The sequence below is a fragment of the Acinetobacter haemolyticus CIP 64.3 = MTCC 9819 genome, from assembly GCF_000369065.1.
Lineage (GTDB): Bacteria > Pseudomonadota > Gammaproteobacteria > Pseudomonadales > Moraxellaceae > Acinetobacter > Acinetobacter haemolyticus.
This window is the reverse complement of record NZ_KB849812.1, coordinates 506,656-533,244: the sequence shown is the minus strand read 5'-3', so window position 1 is coordinate 533,244 and position 26,589 is coordinate 506,656. Positions and strand designations below refer to the sequence as shown.

General features: G+C 43.1%; 21 protein-coding genes. 13 read left to right on the top strand and 8 right to left on the bottom strand.

Translation table 11 applies throughout. The features are described 5' to 3' along the window. The first annotated feature begins 43 nt into the window (after nucleotides 1-43). From F927_RS16655 to F927_RS16975, 4 genes are all read left to right on the top strand, one after another. Nucleotides 44-1,492: an aldehyde dehydrogenase family protein gene (locus F927_RS16655; RefSeq protein WP_005087414.1), complete on the top strand. Its 1,449-nt coding sequence runs from the start codon at nucleotides 44-46 to the stop codon at nucleotides 1,490-1,492. Further along, a complete protein-coding gene (locus F927_RS16650) occupies nucleotides 1,489-2,061 on the top strand; it encodes a DUF1287 domain-containing protein (protein WP_005087412.1) in 573 nt (190 codons plus the stop codon). Before F927_RS16655 ends, F927_RS16650 begins: the two co-directional genes overlap by 4 nt. Before the next feature lie 368 nt (nucleotides 2,062-2,429). Beyond that, nucleotides 2,430-3,908 (top strand): sodium-dependent transporter, encoded by a 1,479-nt coding sequence (locus tag F927_RS16645; RefSeq protein ID WP_005087411.1) that lies wholly within the window; start codon nucleotides 2,430-2,432, stop codon nucleotides 3,906-3,908. Between the two features lie 9 nt (nucleotides 3,909-3,917). After that, complete coding sequence (locus F927_RS16975; RefSeq protein ID WP_005087409.1) at nucleotides 3,918-4,034, top strand: methionine/alanine import family NSS transporter small subunit; 117 nt, start codon at nucleotides 3,918-3,920, stop codon at nucleotides 4,032-4,034. Between the two features lie 58 nt (nucleotides 4,035-4,092). Here the strand turns inward: F927_RS16975 and rsmB are convergent, their stop codons facing one another. Together rsmB and fmt are read right to left on the bottom strand one after the other, a co-directional pair. Next, nucleotides 4,093-5,400 (bottom strand): 16S rRNA (cytosine(967)-C(5))-methyltransferase RsmB, encoded by a 1,308-nt coding sequence (gene rsmB, locus F927_RS16640; protein WP_005087407.1) that lies wholly within the window; start codon nucleotides 5,398-5,400, stop codon nucleotides 4,093-4,095. Continuing rightward, nucleotides 5,397-6,359, bottom strand: a complete 963-nt coding sequence (gene fmt / locus F927_RS16635) for a methionyl-tRNA formyltransferase (protein ID WP_005087405.1) — start codon at nucleotides 6,357-6,359, stop codon at nucleotides 5,397-5,399. The genes rsmB and fmt overlap by 4 nt, the downstream gene beginning before the upstream one ends. Before the next feature lie 211 nt (nucleotides 6,360-6,570). Between fmt and ilvD the strand changes: the two genes are divergently transcribed. From ilvD to F927_RS16620, 3 genes are all read left to right on the top strand, one after another. Then, complete coding sequence (ilvD, locus tag F927_RS16630; RefSeq protein ID WP_005087404.1) at nucleotides 6,571-8,400, top strand: dihydroxy-acid dehydratase; 1,830 nt, start codon at nucleotides 6,571-6,573, stop codon at nucleotides 8,398-8,400. Between the two features lie 161 nt (nucleotides 8,401-8,561). Beyond that, the gene (locus F927_RS16625) at nucleotides 8,562-9,851 is read left to right on the top strand and encodes a hypothetical protein (RefSeq protein WP_005087402.1); all 1,290 of its coding nucleotides are present in this window, start codon (nucleotides 8,562-8,564) and stop codon (nucleotides 9,849-9,851) included. 79 nt (nucleotides 9,852-9,930) lie between these two features. Further along, nucleotides 9,931-10,662 (top strand): sulfite exporter TauE/SafE family protein, encoded by a 732-nt coding sequence (locus tag F927_RS16620; RefSeq protein WP_005087398.1) that lies wholly within the window; start codon nucleotides 9,931-9,933, stop codon nucleotides 10,660-10,662. A 7-nt stretch (nucleotides 10,663-10,669) separates the two neighbouring features. Here the strand turns inward: F927_RS16620 and F927_RS16615 are convergent, their stop codons facing one another. The 4 genes from F927_RS16615 to F927_RS16600 all read right to left on the bottom strand — a co-directional run bounded on the left by F927_RS16615 (nucleotide 10,670) and on the right by F927_RS16600 (nucleotide 16,661). Continuing rightward, the gene (locus F927_RS16615; RefSeq protein ID WP_005087395.1) at nucleotides 10,670-11,560 is read right to left on the bottom strand and encodes a LysR family transcriptional regulator; all 891 of its coding nucleotides are present in this window, start codon (nucleotides 11,558-11,560) and stop codon (nucleotides 10,670-10,672) included. A gap of 103 nt (nucleotides 11,561-11,663) precedes the next feature. Beyond that, nucleotides 11,664-12,959: a solute carrier family 23 protein gene (locus F927_RS16610; protein WP_004637285.1), complete on the bottom strand. Its 1,296-nt coding sequence runs from the start codon at nucleotides 12,957-12,959 to the stop codon at nucleotides 11,664-11,666. 312 nt (nucleotides 12,960-13,271) lie between these two features. Then, on the bottom strand, nucleotides 13,272-15,953 hold the full coding sequence (gene ppc, locus F927_RS16605) for a phosphoenolpyruvate carboxylase (protein ID WP_005087393.1): 2,682 nt from the start codon (nucleotides 15,951-15,953) through the stop codon (nucleotides 13,272-13,274). Nucleotides 15,954-16,037: 84 nt separating this feature from the next. Further along, nucleotides 16,038-16,661, bottom strand: coding sequence for a TetR/AcrR family transcriptional regulator (locus tag F927_RS16600; RefSeq protein WP_017394733.1), 624 nt, complete (start codon nucleotides 16,659-16,661; stop codon nucleotides 16,038-16,040). Nucleotides 16,662-16,823: 162 nt separating this feature from the next. On the opposite strand from F927_RS16600, the gene F927_RS16595 reads away from it, so the two are divergent. The 6 genes from F927_RS16595 (at nucleotide 16,824) to F927_RS16570 (ending at nucleotide 24,503) form a co-directional block, all read left to right on the top strand. After that, complete coding sequence (locus tag F927_RS16595; protein ID WP_005087389.1) at nucleotides 16,824-17,924, top strand: efflux RND transporter periplasmic adaptor subunit; 1,101 nt, start codon at nucleotides 16,824-16,826, stop codon at nucleotides 17,922-17,924. Between the two features lie 2 nt (nucleotides 17,925-17,926). Next, entirely contained in the window at nucleotides 17,927-21,055 is a 3,129-nt protein-coding gene (locus F927_RS16590; protein WP_005087387.1) for an efflux RND transporter permease subunit, read from the top strand. A 132-nt stretch (nucleotides 21,056-21,187) separates the two neighbouring features. Continuing rightward, entirely contained in the window at nucleotides 21,188-21,565 is a 378-nt protein-coding gene (locus F927_RS16585; RefSeq protein WP_005087385.1) for a hypothetical protein, read from the top strand. A gap of 148 nt (nucleotides 21,566-21,713) precedes the next feature. Next, nucleotides 21,714-22,829, top strand: a complete 1,116-nt coding sequence (dnaJ, locus tag F927_RS16580; RefSeq protein ID WP_004637270.1) for a molecular chaperone DnaJ — start codon at nucleotides 21,714-21,716, stop codon at nucleotides 22,827-22,829. A 115-nt stretch (nucleotides 22,830-22,944) separates the two neighbouring features. Beyond that, complete coding sequence (gene dapB / locus F927_RS16575; RefSeq protein WP_004637269.1) at nucleotides 22,945-23,766, top strand: 4-hydroxy-tetrahydrodipicolinate reductase; 822 nt, start codon at nucleotides 22,945-22,947, stop codon at nucleotides 23,764-23,766. Between the two features lie 89 nt (nucleotides 23,767-23,855). Continuing rightward, nucleotides 23,856-24,503 carry an START domain-containing protein gene (locus F927_RS16570; RefSeq protein WP_017394732.1) on the top strand — a complete coding sequence of 216 codons (648 nt, stop codon included), beginning with the start codon at nucleotides 23,856-23,858 and terminating at the stop codon, nucleotides 24,501-24,503. 41 nt (nucleotides 24,504-24,544) lie between these two features. Here the strand turns inward: F927_RS16570 and F927_RS16565 are convergent, their stop codons facing one another. Further along, nucleotides 24,545-25,732 (bottom strand): MFS transporter, encoded by a 1,188-nt coding sequence (locus F927_RS16565; protein WP_005087378.1) that lies wholly within the window; start codon nucleotides 25,730-25,732, stop codon nucleotides 24,545-24,547. A gap of 22 nt (nucleotides 25,733-25,754) precedes the next feature. Beyond that, nucleotides 25,755-26,540, bottom strand: coding sequence for a 2,5-didehydrogluconate reductase DkgB (dkgB, locus tag F927_RS16560; RefSeq protein WP_005087375.1), 786 nt, complete (start codon nucleotides 26,538-26,540; stop codon nucleotides 25,755-25,757). Between the last annotated feature and the right edge of the window lie 49 nt (nucleotides 26,541-26,589).

The following is a 26,589-nucleotide window of genomic DNA, read 5'->3' as shown; positions in this document are numbered from 1 at the left end:
ATGCAGTAGTCTATTTTTAATTTTTTGCAAAGAGACAACAACAATGACAGAGCTAGAAAATGTGAAGGATTATCCACTGTACGTGGCGGGTAAAGCGGTGAGTACAGGGCAGTGGCTAGAGGTTCAGAATAAATATCAGCAGAGCGTTTTTGCTCGTGTTGCTGTGGCAGATGACAAAGTGCTAGAAAAAGCAATCGTAGCCTCAGTCAAAGCTGAAGTAGAGATGGCCGCATTAAAACCGTATCAAAAGCAAAAAATCTTACAGCATTGTGTGAAACGATTTAATGAATTACGTGATGAATTGACCGAAATTTTAATTGCTGAAGGCGGCAAACCACGCAATGCTGCGAGTGCAGAAGTTGAGCGTTTGATTAATACCTTTCAGTTGGCGGCAGATGCAGTCACTCAAATCGATGAAGGTCGTGTGTTACCTTTGGCAGTTACGCCTGCAGCAGCACGCTATCGTGGCATGGTCAAGCAAGTACCGATTGGTGCTGTATCTCTCATTAGTCCGTTTAATTTTCCACTGAATTTGGTTGCACATAAAATTGCCCCTGCTATTGCTGCGGGTTGTCCATTCGTACTGAAACCAGCGAGTTTAACGCCGATTAGTGCGTTGAAAATTGCCGAAGTACTGGCAGAGACGGATTTACCGAAAGGGGCATGGTCTATATTGCCTTGTGAACGACAAGCTGCGGATATTCTCGTGACCGATGACCGTTTTAAATTGCTGAGCTTTACAGGTTCTGATCAAGTCGGTTGGGATATGAAAGCACGTGCAGGCCGCAAGAAGGTAACTTTAGAGTTAGGAGGTAATGCTGCGGTACTCATCGATGCGGATACGGTGGTCGATGATGCTTTGATTGACCGTTTGATTGGTGCTGCATATGGGCATGCGGGGCAGATTTGTATTAGTGTGCAGCGTATCTTAATACATGCTGATATTTATGCTGAAGTGAAAAAGAAACTCTTGGCAAAGCTGAAAAAGATCAAAGCGGATGATCCAACATTATCCACTACATTGGTGGGCCCAATGATCAAATCAGCGGAAGCAACGCGTCTCAAAAAGTGGATCGATAAGGCAGAAAAGAAAGGTGCAAAAATACTGATCGGCGGAAATCTACACGGTGTTTTACTGGAACCTACATTGCTAGAAAATGTTGATGCCAAGCTTGAGATTTATAAAGATGAAGCATTTGGCCCAGTCGCAATTTTAGAAAAATTTAAAAACTTTGAGCAGGGCATTGCGACTATTAATCAAAGCCGTTTCGGGTTACAAGCAGGAGTATATACCCAAAGCCTAAATCATATGCTGTATGCATGGGATCATTTGCATGTGGGTGGGGTGATTATCAATGATGTTCCAACCTTCCGCGTTGACAATATGCCGTATGGCGGCGTGAAAGATTCTGGTTTGGGGCGTGAGGGAATTCATGCTGCGATTCGTGATATGCAGGAAGAACGCTTATTGGTGATTAAAGAGATATCATGATGAGATGGCGTAAACCAATTTTACTGGCTGTTTGTTTTGCATGGACGATGTCTGTATCGGCATTTTCTTCACAACAGCTGGTAACCGATGCCAGAAAGCAAATCGGTGTGACCAAATATTATGATCCTGCTTACACACGTTTAGCGTACCCGATGGGAGATGTTCCGTTGATTAAAGGCGTATGTACAGATGTGGTCGTACGGGCACTTCGCCAGCAAGGCATCGATTTACAACAAGGGATCCATGAGGACATGCGTAAGCATTTCAGCCTGTATCCAAATAAATGGGGACTCAAAGCACCTGATAAAAATATCGATCATCGGCGAGTGCCCAACATTGCGACCTATTTCCAGCGAAAAGGTTATCGAGTCACTGACCAACAATATCATGCTGGAGATATTGTCACGTGGGATTTAGGAAAAGGGTTGGTACACATCGGTATTGTTTCGGATAAAAAAAGCTTTCTGCAGAAAACACCGTTAATTTTGCATAACATTGGTCGTGGTACAGAAGAATCCGATATTTTATTTCAGTATAAGATCACAGGGCATTATCGAATCAAAAACTAAATGCTTGTATATCAGGATCAACAGGCTTAATTTTTGGAGCAATTGATAAATTTAAACGGCACCTCCTCGATTGAGTTGAAAAATAATCAATTGTGTTGGAATTAGCGATGAACGGCAGATTTTTTTTGCAGAATTTACAGTAAAAATAAATAAAAAAGGGTATTGTTCAATCATCAACGGGCAAAAATTAGCGAAATTTTTTAAGGAAAGATTTTCTAATTTTTGCTGGTTTGGATATAAGAAAATAAAACTCAAAAGGTTTTTTCTAGTTCAAACAATAATAGGATTTGCATTGGTACTTTTTTTGCTAGCAGTACAACAAACAGATAACAGCAGCATCAAAAGTTGCCTTAGGATTAGGTTATTTTATGACAGATACTCGTGAGCACTGGTCGGCACGATCAGGTTTTATTATTGCCGCAATCGGTTCGGCGATCGGATTAGGAAACATTTGGCGCTTCCCTTATGTTGCATATGAGAACGGCGGTGGTGCGTTCTTAATCCCTTATTTGGTTGCATTATTAACAGCGGGTTTACCGTTGTTATTTTTAGACTATGCCGTGGGACATCGTAGCAACGGTGCACCACCAAAAGCGTATCAACAGCTCAGCAAGCCAGCAGAACCTTTAGGGTGGTGGCAAGCTTGTGTGTGTATCGTGATTGCCTTGTATTACGCCAGTGTATTGACGTGGGCAGGCAGTTATATTTATTTCTCTTTTGGTCAAAGTTGGGGCACAGACCCAGAAAGCTTTTTCTTTAGTAACTTTTTAGCCACTTCACAATCCTCTGGCTTTGATATGACCTTTATCAGTCATTTGTTTTGGCCGTTGATCGGGGTGTGGGCTTTAGTACTATTCATCTTGTATGGCGGTGTGCGAAAAGGGGTTGAACTTGCAAACCGTATTTTCATGCCGATCTTATTGGTACTGTTTGGTATTTTAGTCATTCAGGCTTTACGTTTGCCTGGTGCGGTAGATGGTTTGAATGCCTTTTTCACCCCAAACTGGGAAGCGATGAAGAACTATAAAGTTTGGTTGGCTGCTTATGGTCATATCTTCTTTTCCTTGTCGATTGGATTTGGGATCATGGTGACCTATGCCTCTTATCTGAAGCCAAAAACCAATTTAACCGGCTCAGGCCTCGTGATTGGTTTTGCCAACTCATCGTTTGAAATCTTAGCGGGTATTGGTGTCTTCGCGGCTTTAGGCTTTATGGCACACGCAGCAGGGACTAGCGTTCAGGATGTTGTGAGTGGTGGGATTGGCTTAGCATTTATTGCATTTCCAAAGATTATTTCAAGCTTGGGTGCAGGGGCTGAGTTGTTTGGTATCTTGTTCTTTGCCTCGCTGTTTGTAGCGGGCGTATCCTCGATGGTGAGTATCTTACAGGTGCCGATTTCTGCGATGCAGGACAAGTTGAGTTGGAGTCGTGCAAAAGCCGTTACGATCATTGGTGGTGGTACAGGTGCTGTTTCGATCTTCTTATTCTCAAGTGCCAATGCGATTAAGCTCGTCGATATTATTGATCACTTTATCAATAACTTGGGTATTGTTTCAGGTGCATTAGTGTCAATCATCATGGTGTCATGGTTCAAGCGCTCATTGATGAAACAATTGGAGCAGCATGTTAATCGTGTTTCAACGGTGCAACTGGGCCCAGTTTGGGAACTGACGTTAACCATCGTGACTCCTGTTGTTTTGATTTCAACACTGGGTCTTGCATTAAGTGCTTTATTGCAAAAAGGTTATGGTGATTATGCAATGAGCTTACAGCTTTGGTTTGGTTGGGGTTGTATCTTATTCTGCGCAATCGGTGCGTTGTTTATGAGCAGCTTAAAGAATCGTTAGGAGATTAGGATGAATAGTTCAGCTTTAATCATGATGATCGTTGCAATCACCTTGTTGTGGGGCGGATTGGCACTTTCAATTATACATTTGATGCGTCATCCCGAACAAAAGGACGATAGCGTATAAAAATACGTAGATCAGAATTCAGAAAGCCATACATCGATGTATGGCTTTCTTGTTTGTGTTAGGCAATCTTCTGGATACGACAATAATAAAAACCATCACCTGATTGATCAGAAGGTAAAAGCTGACGACCATGCATCTGCTCAATGCCCCAATCCGCAGTGATTTTGATCTCTTTGGCATTTGGATGTTCAGCAAAGAATTTGACCATTTGATGTTCATTCTCTGTTTTTAAAATTGAGCAGGTGATGTAGAGCAATGTGCCACCGACTTTAAGCTGTTGCCACATCTGTTGCAAAATTTGTTGCTGTAGCGCAACCGTTTGAGCAATGTCTGTAGATTGTCTGAGTAGGCGAATATCTGGATGGCGACGAATGACACCTGTTGCAGAACACGGCGCATCCAGCACGATGCAATCGACAGGTTCTTGCGCCTGCCACGTGGTGGCATCAGCAACTAAAATCTCAACATTATCTAGATTTAAAGCCAAGCGCTCTAGGTTCTCACCAATACGAACAATACGTTTAGGGTCTTGGTCGATCGCAATCAGCTTTTTAGGATTAAACCGTTCTAGAATATGTGCGGTTTTACCCCCTGGCGCAGCACATGCATCGACCACAACTTTGCCATCTAAATCGGGTAACAGAGTGGCACACAACTGCGCATGTTCATCCTGAACTGAAAATCCGCCTGCTTCGAAACCTGGTAAAAGCGTTATATTGCCAGTTTGCCTAAGAACAATACCGACATCAGAAAATTCGCATTCACGAGCATCGATTTGCTCTTCATCCAAAATATCTAGATATTCGTCACGACTGACTTGGCGTTCATTGACGCGCAGAGTCAGTGGCGCGACTTGTTTTAAGGCTTGGCAGAGTGGCTCTACTTGCTCAGGCCAATCTTTTTTGAGTCGTTTGAATAACCAACTTGGTAAACCATGGGTATTATTCAAAGCTGTTTCAAATTCATCTGTTTCACGTGAAACACGACGCAGAATCGCATTGACCAAACCACTCATTGGCTCGAAACCGAGTTGCTTAGCAGCATTTACCGTTTCTGAAATTGCAGCATGTACAGGAATACGTGTACATAAAATTTGATATAAACCAAGATATAAACAACTTTCTAGGGCTTCATTGTCTAACGGTTTGGTGAGCAATGGTAAGGTAATGGCTTTTAAAGAATACCATTGGCGTAAACAACCTAAAGTAAGCTCGTGATATAAACCACGGTCACGTTCAGAAACCATATTGATATGTTGATTCAAAACGGAAGACAAAGATTGCCCATTTTGAACAGCCAAAAGTGTTTTGATCACCTGCGCACGCAGATTCAAATTTTTTGCAGATGATTGATTTGATGGGTTCATGGGAGAATTTGTCCAATGTTCAATTTTTGTGTTTGGGCAATTTGTACAGGATTAAGCGCCTTACCCCCTGACCACTGTAAACTGGTTAAGCACACGGTACTGTTATCACCACAAGCGACATGTACACCTTGTTTATCAATCGCTAAGATTTCACCGATTTGCGCATCTGCTTTGCTATGTTGAGAGCGCATAGATCCCCAAACACGTAGCGCATTATTTTCATCAAGCTGGATAAAAGCCACAGGCCAAGGATTGAAGGCACGAATATTGCGATCGATTTGGATTGCCGTTTGTGTCCAGTCGATGCGTGCTTCTGTTTTGACTAATTTGTGTGCGTAAACAGTGTGTGTTTCATCTTGCACTTCACGTTTGGCAATGAAGTCCTGTAGGCTTTGTTCTGATTCAAGTACGGTACAAATGGCTTCAGCACCTTGCGTTGCCAGTTTGTCATGCAATGTTGCAGAGGTATCTGTTGCAGTGATTGGGCAATAGGTTTTATACATCATATCGCCTGTGTCCAAGCCGGCTGCCATTTGCATGATGGTAATCCCTGTTTCATCGTCACCAGTGGCAATGGCACGTTGAATCGGTGCAGCACCACGCCAACGAGGTAACAGAGAGCCGTGAATATTTAAGCAACCGTATTTGGGTGTATCTAATACGGATTGTGGCAAGATTAGGCCGTAAGCAGCGACCACCATGACATCCGCGCCTAAAGCTGCCAAATCTTGTTGAGCAGCTAAACCTTCTTCAGTCGACGCTTTAAAATGCAGTGGTTGAAAAACAGGTAAACCATGTTCAAGTGCGAGTTGCTTTACAGGAGAGGGTGTTAGTTTTTGCCCACGTCCTGATTTACGATCAGGTTGAGTGTAAACCGCTATAATCTGGTGTGATGTTTTTAATAATGCCGCCAATGCGGTTGCCGCAAATTCGGGCGTACCAGCAAAAATGATTTTCACGAAGATAATCCAAAGAAAATTTACCGCAAATTATAAGCCAAAAAGCCCATAGCCCCTAATTGAACGGAAGGAATAGCTTTTGAGCAAAAAAAGATAGGTTCTGTGGTCATCAGTTAAGCGATAACTTGTAGTATGATGGGTTTAGCTCAGTATCATTTCGCCAGAGAGAATGTCCCATTCATCTCGAGCACAAACTTGTTGGGAATACAAAATGCCTGATTATCGTTCGAAAACATCAACACATGGAAGAAATATGGCTGGCGCGCGCGGTTTATGGCGTGCGACAGGTATGAAAGATGAAGATTTTGGCAAACCAATTATTGCGGTGGTCAACTCATTTACCCAATTTGTTCCAGGCCACGTGCATCTTAAAGATCTAGGGCAACTGGTTGCGCGAGAAATTGAAGCATCGGGTGGAGTTGCTAAAGAATTTAATACCATTGCTGTTGATGATGGCATTGCGATGGGTCATGACGGCATGTTGTATTCATTGCCTTCGCGTGATTTGATCGCGGACTCAGTGGAATACATGGTCAATGCACACTGTGCTGATGCAATGGTATGTATCTCGAACTGTGACAAGATCACACCGGGCATGTTGATGGCAGCGATGCGTTTGAACATTCCAGTGGTGTTCGTATCAGGCGGCCCAATGGAAGCGGGTAAAGTTAAATTCCGTGGCGATGAGAAGGCGATTGACCTTGTCGATGCGATGGTAGTTGCGGCAGACGAAAGCTATACCGATGAAGAAGTCGCAGCGTTCGAACGCTCTGCATGTCCTACTTGTGGTTCATGTTCAGGTATGTTTACCGCCAACTCAATGAACTGTTTAACGGAAGCACTTGGTTTATCGCTTCCAGGCAATGGTTCAATCGTGGCAACCCACGCCAATCGTGAAAAGTTGTTCTTAAGAGCGGGTCGCTTAGTGGTTGAACTTGCGAAACGTTATTATGAACAAAATGATGACAGCATTTTGCCACGTTCAATTGCAACTAAAGCTGCGTTTGAAAATGCAATGACGCTTGATATTGCAATGGGTGGTTCAACTAATACGGTATTACATTTACTTGCAGCTGCACATGAAGCTGAAGTTGATTTCACCATGGATGATATTGATCGCTTGTCTCGCCAAGTACCAGTGTTGTCTAAAGTTGCCCCTGCAAAATCTGATGTGCATATGGAAGATGTGCACCGTGCAGGTGGCATCATGGCGATCTTAGGTGAGCTTGATCGTGCCAATTTATTGAATACCTCATGCCCAACTGTACATGAAAAAACCCTCAAAGATGCTTTAGACAAATGGGATATTATTCGCACTGAAGATGCGGATGTATATGAGTTCTACCGCTCTTCACCGGGTGGCATTCCAACGCAAGTAGCATTCTCGCAAAACCGTTATTATTCAACACTTGATGGTGACCGTGAAAAAGGTGTGATTCGTAATGCAGAACACGCCTTCTCTAAAGATGGTGGCTTGGCAGTGCTTTACGGCAACATTGCGTTAGATGGGTGTATCGTAAAAACTGCAGGTGTGGATGAATCAATCCTCAAATTCACAGGCACAGCACGTGTTTTTGAAAGCCAAGATTCCGCTGTGGAAGCGATTTTGGATCATAAAATTGTGGCAGGTGATATTGTTGTGATTCGCTACGAAGGCCCACGTGGTGGACCGGGTATGCAAGAAATGTTGTATCCGACCAGTTACTTGAAGTCGAAAGGCTTAGGTAAGGATTGTGCCTTGATTACCGATGGCCGTTTCTCAGGTGGTTCTTCAGGTTTGTCAATTGGTCACGTATCACCAGAAGCGGCTGAAGGCGGTGCAATTGGTTTGGTTGAAGATGGCGATACTATTCAAATCGATATTCCAAACCGTACCATTCACCTCGATGTTGATGATGCCACCATGGCGCATCGTCGTACCGTTCAAGAGGCAAAAGGTTGGCATCCTGCCGAAGAACGTAAACGTAAAGTTTCTAAGTCATTGAAGATTTACGCGTTGCATTCAACTAGTGCAGCCAAAGGTGCAGTACGAGTTTTGTAAGCCAACTCAGTCCCTCTTACTTGCGATGCTATAATCGCATCTCAGGGGGACTTTTTTTTCATTTTATAAGATACTGAATAGCCTTATTTACTCACTTGTTTGATTGCAAGTCTGAGTACAACCTACCCATCATCTATTTGAGACCATTAGAGGCGATCGACATGTCTTTGTTACGTCGTTGGTTTGATCCCATCCGATCGAGTTGGTTTTACCAAAAACCTTCGCGTCAGGCGGTACTACCTACGGAGCAGGGTTTAAGCATTTACCTACGTTTAGACGATGTCTATAGCTATCTAGCTGTACAGCAATTGGCTCAACTGAATGAGATCTTGAGTGATGAGCTGAAGCCATTAAAGGTCATCATTTCCAAACAAGATGCTGAACCACCAAATGGAATGTCACCACAGGACTGGCAGCGTTACTGTTTAAATGACGCTAAGATTTTGGCGAAACAACATCGTTTTGGCTTTGATGAAACACCCGAAATTCCTCGTCCAGAAGCATTACAACAAGCAGAAACGATTCTAAGAAATACACCGTTAAGAGAACAGAATTTTTTGCACTTGCTGGAAGATGTTTTTCATATGTTATGGCAACAGCAATATGGAAAACTACGTACTTTATATGCAATGGCGAGTCGACATCAAAAGCCACAGGATTATCCTGAGCGGATTTTTAAAGATGTTCCTGTCGCTGCCAGCTATTTCGAATTGAGTGAGCGGAAGTACCACGCGGTTGATGATTTATTGCGTTTAACACGACGGTTAAAACAACAAAAATTATTAACGGGAACACCTATTTTTCTGATTAATCATATCGAATGGCGTGAGCATTTAATTAACGATACCGAATCCTTAACAGAAATTCAGGCCATGCATGCTGAATTAGATTTGTATATCGCGCTTGAAGATCCAATGAGCTGGTTATTATTGGCGTATATCAAAGAAGAGCTTGCAGATTATTACAATATTCAGCTCACGATTTATCCATTGAGTTATCAAGGGCGTGATTGGTTTGACTGGAGCTTGGCGACGCGTGTTTCAAAACGAACAGAAGTGATGTTTACGCCGTTTTGTCGTCCAACCAAAGAAGCCACCTATGATATGGCGAAGCTATTCTATAGTGTGCCGAAAGACGAGCAAGTGGATTGTATTCATCAAATTTTGGAGGCAGTTTGGACGCGAGGTAAAGATCTTTCGTTCAAAGCACACTTCCAACGCATGCAGCGACATTTGGGTATCAAGGAGTTGACAGAGCAGGATGTTGAGTTGCTATTAAAACAAAATGATGAACTTTGTCAGCAGAAACATCAACCTGATTTTCCTGTTTTAGAACTACGTATAGATGAGCAAAGCTATGTGTTTAATAGTTTGTATCGAGTTTGGATGATTGAAAGTATTTTAAGTAATGTACTCGAAGAAAAATACAAAATGGCCTCAAGCTCTCATTGAGGCCTCCTTCCAAAATAAAGAATAGGGTAAGTTTCTGTTTTTGCTTAACATGATTTCGATAACAGATCGGAGTTAAGCAGTGACTTTTTTAGCCATTATCGTGTTGGTTTTTGCTTTTGCGGGCATGATTAAAGGCATGATTGGTCTAGGTCTACCCGCGGTTTCAATGGGATTGCTCACCATTGCGATGAGTCCATTTCAAGCAGCAGCGTTGCTCATCGTGCCTTCTATGGTCACTAATATCTGGCAACTTTTTGCTGAAGGACAAGTGTGGGCGTTTATTCGCCGTTTTTGGTCTTTATTGCTAGGGATCGTGATTGGTTCGGTTTGGAGTTTTCTACCCACATTGAATCAAAGTCATGGTCAAAGTAGTGAGTTACTTCTAGGCAGTATGTTGGCGATTTATGGGCTTTATGGTTTATGTGTGAATAAACTTCCACAATTGACTGCGCATGAACGCTGGTTATCTCCTGTGATTGGGTATTTGGGAGGGGCTGTGACAGTAGCAACAGGGGTGATCATTATTCCTGTTGTGCCGTATTTACAATCCTTACAGCTTAAACGAGATGAGTTGGTACAAGCACTTGGGCTTACTTTTACGGTTTCTACGATTTGTTTGGCTGTTTTTTTACATCATAACCCGATGTCAGGCGTAGTCTTAGATTATCGATTGTCTATTTTAGCGTTATTGGCGGCATTGATTGGGATGTGGTTTGGAAAAAAAATACGTTATCAGTTAGATGAACAGAAGTTTCGCCGTATTTTTTTTATGGGTTTAGTGGCGCTGGGCGGCTATATGTTTTTACATTGAGCGATCTCTAAGGGCGATGTTGCAATAAAAAATCTGCAAATTGTTGATAACATAATGGAAGTTGCTTGAAATCCTGTGTTGCCAAAAGCAGTTTACGATTTGCCCATGCACCGAGTAATTGCACCGAATGAAAATGATAATTTGCATGTAAGCGCTGTGCAGCACGTGCAGGCATGATGGCAATCCCGACGCCTTTGGTGACCACCTCAGCAATCGCAGAAAAGTTGGGGAGTCGTAGACGATATTGGATGTCAAAACCTAACAATTTAGCTTGGGTGTCAATCGATTGCTGCAAAGAGTGGTGTGGCATCAAACCAATAAAGCTATAGTTCAATGTATCCAGTAGATTGATATGATCATGTTGTGCTAAAGCATGTGAGATCGGACAAATCAACACCAAAGGATCACTGGCAAAGTCTTTGGTTTGTAAGTGTCGGGTGTCAAAAAAACTGGACACTAGACCTAATGTGGCGCTGCCTTGGGTGAGCGCATCAACAATTTCTGAGCTTTCCGCTTCATGCAGGTCTAGATTGATTTCAGGATGATGTACAAGGTACTGTGGCAAAAGTGTGGGTAAATATTCACTCTGTGCCGAAGAATTACACCACAATGTCAAGGATTGAGGTGTGATGTCCCGAAAACGTTGCATGTGTTGCTCTAATTGATTTTTTTGTGACAGAAGGCATTGAGCATGTTCAACGAAAGCGTGTCCTGCGGTAGTCAACTCAACCCCTGTCGCATGCCGAATAAATAACGGAGTTTCAAAATATTGTTCCAGTTTCTTTATCCGCTCACTGGCGGCTTGTAGCGAGATTGCGGAACGCTCAGCACCTTTGGTCAAACTCCCTGTGCTGACGATATGAAGAACCAGTTGCAAATCAAAAAAATCAAAACGCATGAGCGAATGTATTAAAAGTTAAAAATTCATCATACCTTAGATTAATGCAAGATAGCGGGATAATGATATGAATAAAAAAGGCAGCTTAGCGCTGCCTTGAAGTTTAGTTTTTATCTTTTATGCTAAACAATAAGTTTAATAAAATGGCTGCAAAAGTAGCGGTACCAATTCCGCCTAAATTAAAGTTACCGAACAGTAGTTCAAAGTTTCCTGCACCAAGAATCACGGTAACAGAGGCAACAATTAGATTTTTATTATTGGAGAAATCAACTTTATTTTCGATCCAGATTTTAGCCCCAGCAATGGTAATCAAACCAAATACCACGATCGAAGCACCCGTCAATACGGCAGTTGGAATGGTACTGATTACGGCACCAAACTTAGGCGAAAGCCCGAGGAAAATCGCGAATACACCAGCGATGACAAAAATAATGGTGGAATAAACACGCGTGACAGCCATGACCCCAATATTTTCACCATAGGTGGTCATACCTGGTGCACCGACACTCCCTGATAAGGTGGTCGCAACGCCATCCGCGACGAAAGCTTTACCCAGATGAGGCGTAAGATTTTCTCCAGTCATCGCACCGACTGCTTTAATGTGACCCAAATTTTCGGCGACTAAAATTAAGGCAACAGGGGCAATGATCAACATTGCATTCAACTCAAAGGTCGGATGTGAAAAACTTGGAATACCAAACCAAGGCGCCGCTGCGATTTGCGAGAAATCAATGGCTTTGCCGAGTCCCAAAACATTAGTGGCAATCGCATAAATTGCATATGCAACCAATAAACCGACGAGCAGGAGTAAACGCTGTAATAGGCCTTTGGTAAAGACAGCAATCAGTCCCATACTCAAGACCGTGATCAATGCCATCCACATTTCAAAAGGTTGTCCTGCAACGCTTTTGATGGTGATTGGTGCGAGATTTAAACCGATAATCATCACCACAGCACCTGTTACTACAGGTGGCATTAATTTTTCAATCCAGCGTGTTCCTGTCAGCATCACCGCAAAACCAATCAGTGTATACAGTACACCACATGCAATGATGCCACCTAAAGCGACCGATAAATTGGGGTTGGCTCCTGAACCCGTGATGTGTCCTGTTGCAGCTGCGACTACACCAATAAAAGCAAAGCTTGAGCCTAAATAACTCGGAACACGTCCACCTGTCATGAAGAAGAACAGGATGGTACAAATCCCTGACATCAGAATGGCCAGATTTGGGCTAAAGCCCATGAGTAACGGTGCCAATACCGTTGCTCCGAACATTGCAAATGCGTGTTGAACCCCTAGCACCGCACTTTGTAAGGGCGGTAAATATTCATTGGTCGCAACAGGGCGATGATCAATCTTTCCCTGATACGGTTGCCATTTTGGAAACCAACTGGACATAAATTAGACTCATGATGTGATATCAGCGCGTATCATACTCTTTATTAAAACCCGCTTTAACCTATTGATCTGGGAGAGATGGGGAAGATGAGGCTTTGAAGTTTGATATTTTTACCTTTTGGTAAAATATGTTTCAAAATAACTTATCGGATTTATTCTTTATTTTGCTTAGATTGCTTGAAAAGTTAACTATCTTATTTTCAAAATAATTTTTTAAATTTTTTCTAAAAATTTTCATAGAAATGGAATATTTTGCCAATGCTGCCATCAACAGCGATGATTTCTGTTGATGGCAACCTTGTGTATAAGGGCTTAGCCTGTGTTGCGTAAGCCTGCTGCGATCCCCGCGATGCTCACCATCAAGGCATGATCAACAGGGCTATGTTCGGTCTGATGCTCAGCCAGATAAACACGACGACGTTTCATCAATTCTGCTTGTAGTAAATGCAAGGGGAGTAAATAAGGCTTGCGCACCTGCATTGATTGATCCAATACCTCATTGTTGCTCAGTAGTTTTGATTCACCTTTGAGTCTCAATAAGGTATCCACCGCATTTTGCAAGCGTTGGCGCAGTTCTACGCCCAATACTTTGAGATCCTGATCCTGTGTGAGATGAGATTCGTAATACAAGGCAATATCAGCATCGGATTTGGACAACACCATTTCCAACATATCAATCAACGTTTGGAAATAAGGCCACTGCTCCAGCATCTCATCCAAGGTTTTCTTGTGTTGTTCGTGAACTTGATTAATCGCCGTGCCTGTACCGAGCCAAGCGGGAAGCATCAAGCGAATCTGGGTCCATGCGAATACCCACGGAATTGCACGAAGTGATTCGATTCCACCACTGACTTTACGTTTCGCTGGACGAGAACCGAGTGGTAACATTTGCAACTCTAATTCTGGTGTAACGGTTCGAAGATAACGCACAAAGTTTGGATTTTCACGTACGGTCTGACGATAGACTTGAACCGATAAATCCGTCATTTGATTCATCAAAGCGCGCCACTCTTGCTTTGGTACAGGAGGGGGAAGCAAGGTCGCTTCAAGTGTCGCAGCGGTATAAATCTCTAAGTTTTGTAAGGCAATTCCTTCTAACCCAAACTTAAAGCGAATCATTTCACCTTGTTCAGTCACCCGAATCGCCCCTGAGATCGACCCCGGTGGCTGAGAGAATAAAGCTTGTTGGGTTGGAGCACCACCACGACTGATCGAGCCGCCTCGACCATGGAATAAGGTCAGTTGTACGCCATGTTTTTTGGCAATTGCAGTCAATTCTTCTTGTGCACGATATTGTGCCCAGTTGGCAGACATAAAACCTGCATCTTTAGCAGAATCCGAATAACCAATCATGAGTTCATGTTTAGCTTGAATATGCTGTTTGTACCAATGCATATTGAACAAGGTATCCATGGTTTTGGCTGCGCCATCGAGATCTTTTAACGTTTCAAATAAAGGCACTACACGAAGCGGATGTTGAATGCCGGCCTCTTTTTGCAGTAATAAAACTGCCAATACATCGCTTGGATATTCTGCCATGGAGATAATATAGGCACCTAAGCTCTCTGCTGGTTGTTCAGCTAAAGTACGCATGGTGGCAAACACTTCCAATACATCAGGATGCTGAATGAGGCTGCCTTCAGGCTCATTAAAAAATTTTGGAAGTAATGGACGTTTACTTTGAAGTTCTTGAATCAAGAAGTTTTGCCGTGCCTGTTCTGTCCATGACTCAAAATTACCTAAGCCTAAATATTCAGTAATGGCTGAAACAGCTTGGCGATGGCGCCCTGATTCTTGGCGAATATCGAGTTTTAGCAGCTCAATACCAAAGCAGTTCACACGGTAAATAAAATCCAGCAATTGTCCATTGGCAATCTCGGCGAGATTACGGTCCATCAGTGAGCGGTAGCAAAGCAATAAGGGCGCTAACAGTTCATCCTTGGTTCGGATAATATTGCTGTCATCCGCTTCAATGCCCTGAAGACGCTGTCCTAACCAAGTTCGGGTGGCTTTTAAACGTTCACGGGTGTCACGCAAATATTCTCGATAAGGCTCAGGATGAACATAACCCAGCGCATCGGTTAATTCTTGCGAGCAACTTTGGATGGAGAGTTCCCAGCGTAAATTTTCGATATCACGGAGATATAAATCAGCCGCTTGCCAGCGTGATAACCACAGCACCTCTTGAGTCACTTGATGGGTGACATTTGGATTACCATCACGATCTCCACCCATCCAAGATGCAAAACGGATTGGGGCGATGTCGAGTGGTAGAGCTTTTTGACAATGTTGCTGAGTAAGCTCATTCAGCTCACGGATAAATTTAGGCACTGCATTCCATAACGATTGTTCAATGGTTGCAAAGCCCCATTTGGCCTCATCTACTGGGGTTGGACGGTGTTGTCGAATCTCATCCGTTTGCCAAGCAGAACTGATAAGCTGCTTGAGTACTGCGATGGCTTGCTGACGCTCTCTTGGTGTTAACTTTTGTTGATCCAGTCGAGAAAGACAATCGGTAATATCATCATATTTTTGAATCAAGGTGCGACGGCTAATCTCCGTTGGATGAGCGGTCAATACCAATTCAATATTCAGGTCACAAATTTGTTGGAATAGTTGTTGTGCCGAGATTTGTTGTGTTTTGAACTTTTCAAATAGTGGGGCGAGAGGGTTAGGGTTGGGGACTTGCTCGTCAAACTCAGCCTGACGACGATTGCGTACCACATGGTACTGCTCGGCAATATTCGCGAAGTTTAAAAAATGTGAGAATGCACGCGTCAGTGGCAAGATTTCTTCATCTTTTAAACCAAGGAAAAGTTGTTCTAATTGCTTTTCTGCTTCGATTTGACCGTCACGAGCGCCTTTGGCTAATGCGCGAATTTGTTCGATTTGATTAAACAAATCTTGCCCTGCATGTTGTTTTAGGGTCTCACCGAGTAGATTGCCCAATAAGCGGACATCTTCACGTAATGGAGCAGTGATTTGCTGAATCATTCTATTTCTCCTGATGTTCTCATTTGACTATAGCGTGATTGAGCAACAATCCAAGAGCAGAACGTAAAAAAATGTGAAAATTCTCTAACTTTTAGTTTGATATTTAAGCAAAAATATCTCGATTGCTTGTTGGATCACCTGATCTAATTCATCGGCTGAAGGAACCGTATCTAGCCCGAGTAAAACGCTGTGGTGACGTACCCCTAGCATCAACGATATAATGAGTGATGTCTGCTTGAGTGGATCATCTGCCTGAATAAATTGCAGCCTAATCGCTTGCTCAAAAAAATCACACCACACATGGCTCATACGCGTGTGTGATGCATCAAAAAATTGTTTCGTTAATGGACTATTTTCGGCAGCTAATTCAAATAGGACGCGGTCTAACTTAATCGCTTCAGGTAAATAAATAATACTGAGGGCACGATGACACATTAGATAAAGCGCTTGTTCAAAATTGGTTTCTGCTGTGAGTACAAATTCTTTTGCACAAATTGATTCTTCACAGGTTTCCTCAATCGCACAAATAAACAAATTGGCTTTATCTTGGAAGTGGTTATACACCGTCAGTTTAGTCACACCTGCTTCTTTGGCAATTTGATTCATATTGGCAGCGTCATAACCCATTTTTAAGAAAATAGCTTTTGCAGCCTGTAAGATTTTGGCTCTTTTCTCTAAATCTTTGGGACGACCACTTTGATTTTGCACGTTATCTTTCTCTTTAAATTTAACCAAAAATCATAAACCTAGATTTAATTTTTAATTAATGTACTTATGGGTATATTAATTAAAAATTAAACAATTTATGATGGTAACTGTCAACAGACTTATTGTGCCTTAAAAAATTTATTTGAATAAGAGCGAAAAAAGATGAATTTGCTAAATCATGTCATTGTGGGGTTGCTCGTACTCAGCAGTGTCACTTTATCAGCATGCCAAAAAGAGCTTCCTAAAACCGAGGAAATTCCTTATGTCATGGTGACGCAACCGAGTCGTAATCACACAGATCAAAAAAGTTATGCTGGTGATGTACAAGCAAGACAGCAAACTGCTTTGGCGTTTCGTGTCGGGGGACAGGTAACGGAGCGTTATGTTGAGGTGGGTGATCGTGTCAATGTTGGGCAAGTCTTGGCTAAACTTGATGTAAAAGATGCTCAATTGCAAATGAATGCAGCGAAGGCACAATTACAAAGTGCTGAGGCGGCAGCCAAAATTGCTACAGAAGAATACCAACGATACCAGCAATTGTTACCTGTCAATGCGGTGAGCCGTTCACAGTTTGATGCCGTGAAAAATCAATATGAATCCGCTCAAGCAAATTTGCAGCAAGCGCGCTCTAACTATCAAGTTTCTGCAAATCAAACCGGTTATAACCAGCTGATCTCCAATAAGAAAGGGGTGATTACTCAGCGTCAAATTGAGATTGGACAGGTGGTGGCTGCGGGACAAGCAGCATATCAGTTGGCGATTGATGGCGAGCGTGAGGTCGTTTTTGGTGTACCTGAACAAGCAGTAAGTGCAATCAAAGTTGGACAACCTGTGTGGGTAACTTTATGGTCACAACCCGATGCTCGTTTTGCTGCAAAGGTTCGTGAAGTATCACCAGCAGCAGATCAATCCCGTACTTTCACTGTTAAAGTTTCCTTACTCGAAGGTCAGTCCAGTATCCAGTTGGGTCAAAGTGCTCGCGTATTCTTTGTATCGAATGAAAATGATGTATTGAGTGTACCTTTATCGAGTGTTACTGCGACGGATCAACAGGCCTATGTATGGGTGGTCAATACGGATAAAACATTACGTAAAGTTCCTGTGACTTTAGGTGCTTATGCACGCGATAGTGTGCCCGTTGTTTCTGGTTTAAAGGCAACAGATTGGGTTGTTGTTGGGGGGGTACATTTGTTACGAGATCAACAAAAAATCCATCCAATTGACCGTGAAAATCGCGAAGTTCGTTTTAAAGCGGGGGGTTAAACATGAAATTTAACCTTTCAGAATGGGCACTCAACAATAAAGGAATTGTGCTCTACTTTATGTTGGTACTAGGCATTATTGGCATAATGTCTTATTCGAAACTCTCTCAAAGTGAAGATCCTCCATTCACATTTAAAGTGATGGTGGTGCAAACCTTCTGGCCTGGAGCAACTGCAAAAGAAGTTTCGACGCTGGTCACAGATCGAATCGAAAAAGAACTGATGACGACAGGGCAATATGACCGCATTATGGCGTATTCACGTCCTGGGGAGTCATTGGTTACCTTTGTGGCAAAAGACTCTTTGCCTGCGAATCAGATTCCTGATGTCTGGTACAACGTCCGTAAAAAGATCAATGATATTCGTGCTGAGTTGCCAAATGGCGTACAAGGACCATTTTTCAATGATGAGTTTGGTGATACTTTCGGCAATATCTACGTTCTGACAGGTCAGGATTTTGATTATGCGGTAATGAAAGAATACGCTGATCGTTTGCAGTTACAACTGCAACGCGTCAAAGATGTGAGCAAAGTTAACTTAGTCGGTTTGCAAGACCAAAAGATTTGGATTGAGCTGTCAAATACCAAGGCAGTGCAACTCGGTGTGCCGGTTACTGCGATACAAGAAGCGATACAAAAGCAAAATGACATGGCCAGTGCGGGTTTCTTTGAAACAGGTACAGATCGTATTCAGATTCGCGTCAGTGGACATCTACATAGTGTGGATGAACTAAGAAAAATGCCGTTGTTGGTCGGGGACAAAACCATCCAACTCGGTGATGTCGCAGATGTGTATCGTGGTTTTAGCGAGCCTGCTCAGCCACGTATGCGCTTTATGGGTGAAAATGGGATCGGTATTGCTGTCTCGATGCGTAAAGGTGGAGACATTATTGCTCTGGGCAAAAACCTTGAAACCGAATTTACCCGCCTACAAAAAAGTTTACCCCTCGGGATGAAACTGCAAAAAGTCTCTGATCAACCTGTCGCAGTAAAACGCAGTATCCAAGAGTTTTTAAAAGTATTGGCCGAAGCCGTAATCATCGTGTTATTGGTGAGCTTTTTCTCTTTGGGTTTTCGCACTGGACTGGTGGTGGCATTGTCAATTCCGCTGGTGTTGGCCATGACATTTGCGGGCATGAGCCTATTTGATGTCGGGTTGCATAAGATCTCGCTAGGGGCGCTGATTCTCGCGCTTGGCTTGTTGGTCGATGATGCCATTATCGCCGTTGAAATGATGGCGATTAAGATGGAGCAGGGCTACAGCAGACTCAAAGCAGCGGGTTTTGCATGGCAGACCACCGCCTTTCCGATGCTAACGGGGACATTGATTACCGCAGCAGGTTTTTTACCGATTGCAACTGCACAATCGGGAACAGGTGAATATACCCGTTCGATTTTCCAAGTGGTGACGATTGCCTTAGTGGTGTCTTGGATTGCAGCGGTATTATTTGTACCGTACTTGGGTGAAAAATTATTACCTGATTTTAGCAAGCAACAGCAAAAGGCTGCATGGTATCTACGTTTGTGGGCACGACTACGTAAGCAGCCAGCACCAGTCGTACAGGCGCATGGTGCACATCATGATCCCTATCAAACCAAATTTTATCAGTCTTTCCGTAGGGCTGTAGAAATCTGTATTACCTATCGCAAGACGGTCATTGCGACGACGGTTGGCATATTTGTACTTTCAGTGATGATGTTTAAGTTTGTGCCACAGCAATTCTTTCCACCCTCTAACCGCGCTGAAATTTTAGTGGATTTAAAACTTGAAGAAGGTGCATCTCTGACTGCGACTGAGCAAGCTGTACAAAAAGTAGAGCAGTTCTTGGCCAAGCAAGAGGGAATTGATAATTATGTGGCTTATGTGGGAACAGGCTCACCTCGTTTCTATTTGCCTTTAGATCAACAACTCCCGCAGGCGAGCTTTGCGCAATTTGTCGTTTTGGCTTCATCTTTGGATGATCGAGATGAAATTCGTCGTTCTTTAGAACAACAGATTAAGCAATTGCTGCCACAAGTGCGGACGCGTGTTTCATTGTTAGAAAATGGTCCACCTGTGGGGTATCCATTGCAATATCGAGTTTCAGGTGAGGATTTAGCAACCGTACGTCAATGGGCACAAAAAGTTGCACGAGTGGTGGGTGAGGATCCAAATACCACCAACGTGCATCTGGATTGGGGAGAGCCGAGTAAGATTATTGCAATCGAGATTGATCAAGATCGTGCGCGTCAGATGGGAGTGAGTAGTGTCGATTTGGCAAACTTCCTCAATGCTTCGGTGACTGGGGCTGTCATGAATCAGTATCGTGAAAAACGTGAATTGATTGAAATCCGTTTACGTGGTGATGAGACGGAGCGTGCAGAAGTTGCCTCTTTAGCCAGTTTAGCTGTACCGACCAGTAAAGGAACAACTGTACCATTGGCACAAATTGCACAAATTGAGTCACGTTTTGAAGAGGGATTGATTTGGCATCGTAACCGTTTACCCACCATTACTGTGAGAGCAGATATCCGCACACAACTTCAACCAGCCACCGTGGTTCAACAATTGGCGGATCAGATGCAAACTTTGCGTGAGGATCTTCCAAGTGGTTATCTACTTGAAGTGGGCGGAACGGTTGAAGAGTCGGCACGAGGTCAGAGCTCTGTCAATGCCGGTATGCCATTATTCTTAGTCGTGGTGATGACATTGTTAATGATCCAACTTCGTAGCATGTCTCGAGCAACGATTGTATTGCTGACAGCTCCTCTGGGTTTAATCGGAGTTGTCGCGTTCTTATTATTGTTCAATAAACCTTTTGGTTTTGTGGCCATGCTAGGAACAATTGCGCTGTCTGGTATGATTATGCGTAACTCGCTGATTCTGATTGACCAAATTGAACAGGATATTCGAGCAGGACAAGCAGCTTGGGACGCAGTGATCGATGCAACTATGCGTCGTTTTCGTCCAATTGTGTTAACCGCACTTGCCGCAGTGTTAGCAATGATTCCGCTCTCCCGCAGTATTTTCTTCGGGCCGATGGCGGTGGCGATTATGGGGGGATTGATTGTTGCAACATTACTCACCTTATTTTTCCTTCCTGCACTCTATGCAACATGGTTTAAGGTTAAGAAAGCAACACCTAGCACATAATTTTTTTGCGAATAGAGGTGCGAAATATTGAAAATTTCAATATAGTAGCACCTATATTTTAATATTAAAAAATAATGGAATCCCATTGCATAGTCGATTTGGCAAAATGTGATGAATGAGGTGATATCAAGCATGGGGCAAGATAAGGTTGAGCAGCATCGCCGTTACGTGGCGATTTCTTACGTGTTCATGTTTCTTGCATTGTTTACAATCGTATTTGCGGCCTTCGCCTATGTATTAGCGCGAAAAGTTGCTGTTGTGGATGATGCAGAGGTATGGATTCATGCGCACGCACTCTGGATTATGCGTAATGTGCTGTTATTCATCATAATGGCTTTTTTTGCTGCTTTGTGGTTTATTCCATTGTTCTTCTTTGCATGGGACAGCACACTTTGGGTAACTGCCTTGACGGTTGCTGGTGTGGTATTTAGTGCAATTGCATGGCTATTTTTACTCAATGCGTGGTTAAAAGGCATCGCTAAGTATTTTAGAAACAAGGCAGTTTTCTAAATTTATTGTTTTTTTATCGGAATTACCCTTGTAAATAGATAAGATCGTCCTTATTAAGGCTCTGTTGGCTTTTATAAATAAAATGCCAGCAGAGCCTATTTTATGTTTTTTTAGATTTAAATACATTCCGTGAGGAGCATCGCCAACCATGGCTAAACGTGATTATTATGAGGTTTTAGGCGTTTCGAAAACCGCAAGTGATGATGAGATCAAGAAAGCCTATCGTAAGTTGGCGATGAAGTATCATCCAGATCGAAATCCTGACAACGCTGAAGCAGAAGAAAAATTCAAAGAAGCATCGGAAGCTTACGAAGTACTTTCGGATAGCGAAAAGCGTAGTATGTACGATCGTGCTGGGCACAGTGCTTTTGAAGGCGGCTTTGGTGGTGGCGGTGGCTTCGGTGGCGGTTTTAGCGCAGAAGATATTTTTAGCCAGTTTGGTGATATTTTCGGTGGTGCTTTCGGTGGTGGCGGTCGTCAACAACAACGTCAACGTCGTGGTTCAGATCTCCGCTATGTGATGGAACTGACGCTCGAAGAAGCGGTAAAAGGGGTGAAAAAGACCATTACCTTTACTGCACCTGCACCATGCGAAACCTGTGATGGTAAAGGTTCGAAAAATCCAAATGACGTTGAAACCTGTCGTACATGTCACGGTACGGGTCAAATCCGTATGCAACAGGGTTTCTTCTCGGTTCAGCAAACCTGTAGTACTTGTCGTGGACAAGGAAAAATCATTAAGAACCCATGTAATACCTGTCATGGTTCAGGGGTAGCAGATCGTCAACAAACTCTTGAAGTCACCATTCCAGCGGGTGTGGATAATGGAGATCGCGTACGCTTAACCGGTAAAGGTGAGGCGATTCGTGATGGTCAGTCTGGTGATTTATATGTAGAAGTTGTCGTGCGTGAACACGAAATCTTCCAGCGTGATGGTGCAGATCTTTATATGGATGTGCCTGTTAGTATTGCCGATGCTGCTTTAGGTAAAGAAATTGAAATTCCAACGCTTGAAGGGCGTGTCAGCTTGAAGATTCCTGAAGGTACGCAAACAGGTAAACTGTTCCGCTTACGTGGTAAAGGTGTCCGTCCAGTACGTAGTAGCATGGTTGGTGATTTACTATGTCGTATCGTTATTGAAACGCCTGTGAACTTAACCAGCCGTCAGCGTGAGTTATTAAAAGAATTACAAGCATCTTTGGATGGAGATGGTCATGCATCGTCGCCAAAGAAAAAATCATTCTTTGATCGCCTATTTGATTAATCGGCATCAACAAAAAAAACCTGCTTCGGCAGGTTTTTTTATGGGAATTTTTTAGCGGAATGTGAGAGTTTTGCTATAGTAGCAGGATTGTTTAAATAAAAGACTGGGAAATATTATGTCAACTTCTCCACGCATTGGGATCTTGGGTGCAGGCGGACGCATGGGGCGTATTCTGATTCAAGCAGTACAACAGGCTGGCTATCAACTTGCCGCAGCAGTAGAGCGTCCTGAAAGCAGCTTGGTTGGTGCAGATGCGGGTGAGCTTGCAGGCATTGGCAACATCGGTGTCAAAGTTGTGGGAAGTTTGAGTGAAGTGCTGAAAGACTGTGATGTGGTGATTGACTTTACCGCACCTGTTGCGACTGAACAGCATTTAAAGCTTTGTCGTGAAGCCGGTGTGGCGATGGTGATTGGGACCACAGGCATGTCGGATGAGCAAAAGGCATTTTTAGATGAAACTGCAACACATACCCCAGTCGTATATGCTGCAAATTATTCAGTGGGTGTAAATGTATCAATTAAATTACTTGAGTTGGCTGCAAAGGTATTCGGTGATACGGTTGATATCGAAATTATTGAAGCCCACCACCGTCACAAAGTAGATGCACCATCAGGCACAGCCTTTATGATGGGTGAGGCGATTGCGGATACTTTAGGTCGTAACTTAAAAGAAGTAGCGGTTTATGGCCGTGAAGGTTATACAGGACCTCGTGATCGTCAAACGATTGGCTTTGAAACCATTCGTGGTGGTGATATCGTAGGCGAGCATACGGTGATGTTTATTGGCGAGGGTGAGCGTGTTGAAGTGACACACAAAGCTACAAATCGTATGAACTTTGCTGCAGGTGCGGTACGCGCTGCTGCATGGGTAGTAGGACGTAAAGCTCAAAAATATGATATGAAGGATGTTTTGGGTTTTAATGAAATTGAAGTATAAAATCTTAAATATTACGTGATAAAAGAGCTTGTAATGTCGATCTTTAGGCGATACAAGCTCGAGTAATGATGAAAAGAATTGAGCATGACATGAAAAAAAAATATATCGTTCTTGCTGCGTTACTTAGTACCGCGAGTCTAGTCACCAGTGCTGCAACAGCGCCTAAACTCAGTTTACACCGTAATGACATTAAAGTTTGGACCTATCAAACAGAAAATAATCCAGTCATTCAATACAAAGCAGAAACCACTTTTGATGTGCCATTAGAACGTGCTGTGGCTGTGGTATTGGATGTTGAACGCACACCACAATGGGTACCCTACGTAGGCAAAGCGCAATTGTTATCACGAGACGATCAAAAAGGTGAGTTCATCTTATATATGGTTTTGGATTTTCCATTTCCGCTAAAAGATCGTGATGTGGTGATTAAAGGAAAAATGAATAAGAATGCGGATGGCAGTATTAGTATCAAAAATCAGGCAATTAAGCATGATTATCCAGTGCAACCCGATATTATTCGTTTGAGTCGTTATGAAGGGGATTGGATTTTCCAAAAAGTGGCTGACAACAAAGTGAAAGTTTCAACCCGTGGTTATGCTGATCCAGCAGGTGCAATTCCATTAAGTTTTGTGAATATGTTTGTACAACAGCAGCCTTATCAGATGCTGATGAAAATGAAAAAAGAAGTACAAAACCCTTTATATAAGCAACCGACATTACCGGATTTGCTAAAATAATCATAATAAAAAGCCTGATTTTACATCAGGCTTTTACTCGTTTAAGTTTGAGAACACTGTTGATACCGCGTATTTTTTTTAGTGGCTAATTTTATTTGGATGAAAACTAAAACTAATCCAATCGCAGCCAGTAATGCTCCAATCATTGAAACTGCAGCATAATTTAAACCCAAACTTAAGACGGCACCTCCTGCTGCTGCACCGATGGCGTTGCCCAAGTTAAATGCGCCGATATTGACTGAGGAAGCGAGTCCAGAAGCCTCTCGTGCAACAGATATCACACGCATTTGAAGCGGTGGTACGATTGCAAAGGCTGCAGTACCCCAAAGTACTAAACCAATCGCTGCCCCTAACTGTGTTTGAGCCAAGATTGGGAAAATCACCATTAAGCCAATCAGTAATCCTAAGAATCCGATCAGCGTTTTATCCATCGATACATCTGCAAATTTTCCTCCAAAATGATTGCCAAGAGAGAAACCAATTCCAATTAAGACCAACATCATGGTGATAAAGCTCGGTGACGCATGGGTAAATTCGACTAAGCTCGGGGCAATGTAAGTGTAGAGAGTAAACATTGCTGAAGCCCCGAATACAGTGGTGAGCAGTGCTAATACCACAGGTAAACGGGTGAGGACTTTCAGTTCCATTTTTATATTGGGCTTTTGCCCGACCGAACCGACGGGTAGGGCTTTCCACAGCGCCAGCATGGTAATCAGACCGAGCGCTGAAATCGCAAGAAATGACATGCGCCAACCAATATTTTGTCCTACCCATGTGGCAAGTGGTACACCGCCGATATTTGCAATGGTCAGCCCCATAAACATACTTGCAACCGCACTGGCTTGTTTATTTGCAGGAACGACACTTGCGGCAACCACTGATCCAATTCCAAAAAATGCACCGTGGTTCAAGCTGGTAATCAACCGCGCCCCCATTAAACTCATATAGCTGGGTGCAAAGGCTGCTATAAGGTTTCCAATGGTAAAAATCGCCATCAACAGAATGAGTGCATTGCGGCGCGCATAGCCACAAAACCAGAGTGTCATGATTGGAGCGCCTATCATGACACCTAATGCATAACCTGTGATGAGTAGACCTGCACTGGGGATGGATACCCCTAGATCGTTGGCAATATTAGGCAATAGTCCCATAGGGGAGAATTCGGTTGTACCTATTGCAAATGCACCAATCGCTAGCGCGAGCAAAGTAAAATGAACGTGACGGTTCATATTATTGATCCCATTCAGGTGCCTATTGTTCAGGATTGACTTCACGACCATTACGTTCAAGCTGAGCAATCAATTGCATTTCTTCAGAACTCAGCGTTAGATCTTGTGCTTTTAAGTTACTGATTAAATTTTCACGTTTGGTTGAAGAAGGGATCACGGCATAACCCTGCTGTAAAGCCCAAGCCAATGCAACTTGTGCGGTGGTTGCTTGATGTTGTGCTGCGATTTCAAGCAAGGTTGGATCATTCAGGACTTTGCCATAGGCAAGCGTCATGTAAGAAGTCACATCAATGTGTTGCTGAGTTAGATAATTCGCAAGCTTCAGATTTTGTAGATAAGGACTTAATTCAATTTGATTGGTCGCAATGTGTTCGGCACCAATGGTGTCAATCGCTTGCTGGGTTAAGGCAATATTAAAGTTCGAGATCCCTATTTGCTGAGTCAAACCTTGTTGTTTTGCTTCTAATAGCAACTGCATCACTGCTGGAATGGATACACCCAATTGTGGTGCGGGCCAGTGAATCAAGGTAAGGTCGACCGCATCAGTGCGAAGTTTCTGTAAGCTGTCTTTTAAGCTTGGGATCAATTTTTCTTCTGCAAAGTGATCAACCCAAATTTTTGTGGTTAAAAATAAATCTTGGCGTGCAACACCACTTTCGGCAATCGCTTGCCCGACTGCGGCTTCATTCTCATAAATTTGTGCTGTATCAATTGCACGATAACCGACTTCCAACGCCGTTTTAACTGAATCAATCACCACTTGATCTTTAAGACGGAAAGTACCTAAACCAAACTGTGGGATATGCATGCTTCACCTCATCTTGTTGTGCTCGATAGAGCCTATTTTGTTGATGATG

Bases quoted from the DNA above. Each gene is read 5' to 3' on its own strand.
- F927_RS16645 (WP_005087411.1), top strand. From the start codon at position 2,430: ATGACAGATACTCGTGAGCACTGGTCGGCACGATCAGGTTTTATTATT.
- dnaJ (WP_004637270.1), top strand. From the start codon at position 21,714: ATGGCTAAACGTGATTATTATGAGGTTTTAGGCGTTTCGAAAACCGCA.
- dkgB (WP_005087375.1), bottom strand. From the start codon at position 26,540: ATGCATATCCCACAGTTTGGTTTAGGTACTTTCCGTCTTAAAGATCAA.
- F927_RS16590 (WP_005087387.1), top strand. From the start codon at position 17,927: ATGAAATTTAACCTTTCAGAATGGGCACTCAACAATAAAGGAATTGTG.
- F927_RS16595 (WP_005087389.1), top strand. From the start codon at position 16,824: ATGAATTTGCTAAATCATGTCATTGTGGGGTTGCTCGTACTCAGCAGT.
- F927_RS16625 (WP_005087402.1), top strand. From the start codon at position 8,562: ATGTCTTTGTTACGTCGTTGGTTTGATCCCATCCGATCGAGTTGGTTT.
- F927_RS16565 (WP_005087378.1), bottom strand. From the start codon at position 25,732: ATGAACCGTCACGTTCATTTTACTTTGCTCGCGCTAGCGATTGGTGCA.
- F927_RS16650 (WP_005087412.1), top strand. From the start codon at position 1,489: ATGATGAGATGGCGTAAACCAATTTTACTGGCTGTTTGTTTTGCATGG.
- ilvD (WP_005087404.1), top strand. From the start codon at position 6,571: ATGCCTGATTATCGTTCGAAAACATCAACACATGGAAGAAATATGGCT.
- ppc (WP_005087393.1), bottom strand. From the start codon at position 15,953: ATGATTCAGCAAATCACTGCTCCATTACGTGAAGATGTCCGCTTATTG.
- F927_RS16975 (WP_005087409.1), top strand. From the start codon at position 3,918: ATGAATAGTTCAGCTTTAATCATGATGATCGTTGCAATCACCTTGTTG.
- dapB (WP_004637269.1), top strand. From the start codon at position 22,945: ATGTCAACTTCTCCACGCATTGGGATCTTGGGTGCAGGCGGACGCATG.
- F927_RS16615 (WP_005087395.1), bottom strand. From the start codon at position 11,560: ATGCGTTTTGATTTTTTTGATTTGCAACTGGTTCTTCATATCGTCAGC.
- F927_RS16570 (WP_017394732.1), top strand. From the start codon at position 23,856: ATGAAAAAAAAATATATCGTTCTTGCTGCGTTACTTAGTACCGCGAGT.
- F927_RS16585 (WP_005087385.1), top strand. From the start codon at position 21,188: ATGGGGCAAGATAAGGTTGAGCAGCATCGCCGTTACGTGGCGATTTCT.
- F927_RS16610 (WP_004637285.1), bottom strand. From the start codon at position 12,959: ATGTCCAGTTGGTTTCCAAAATGGCAACCGTATCAGGGAAAGATTGAT.
- rsmB (WP_005087407.1), bottom strand. From the start codon at position 5,400: ATGAACCCATCAAATCAATCATCTGCAAAAAATTTGAATCTGCGTGCG.
- F927_RS16655 (WP_005087414.1), top strand. From the start codon at position 44: ATGACAGAGCTAGAAAATGTGAAGGATTATCCACTGTACGTGGCGGGT.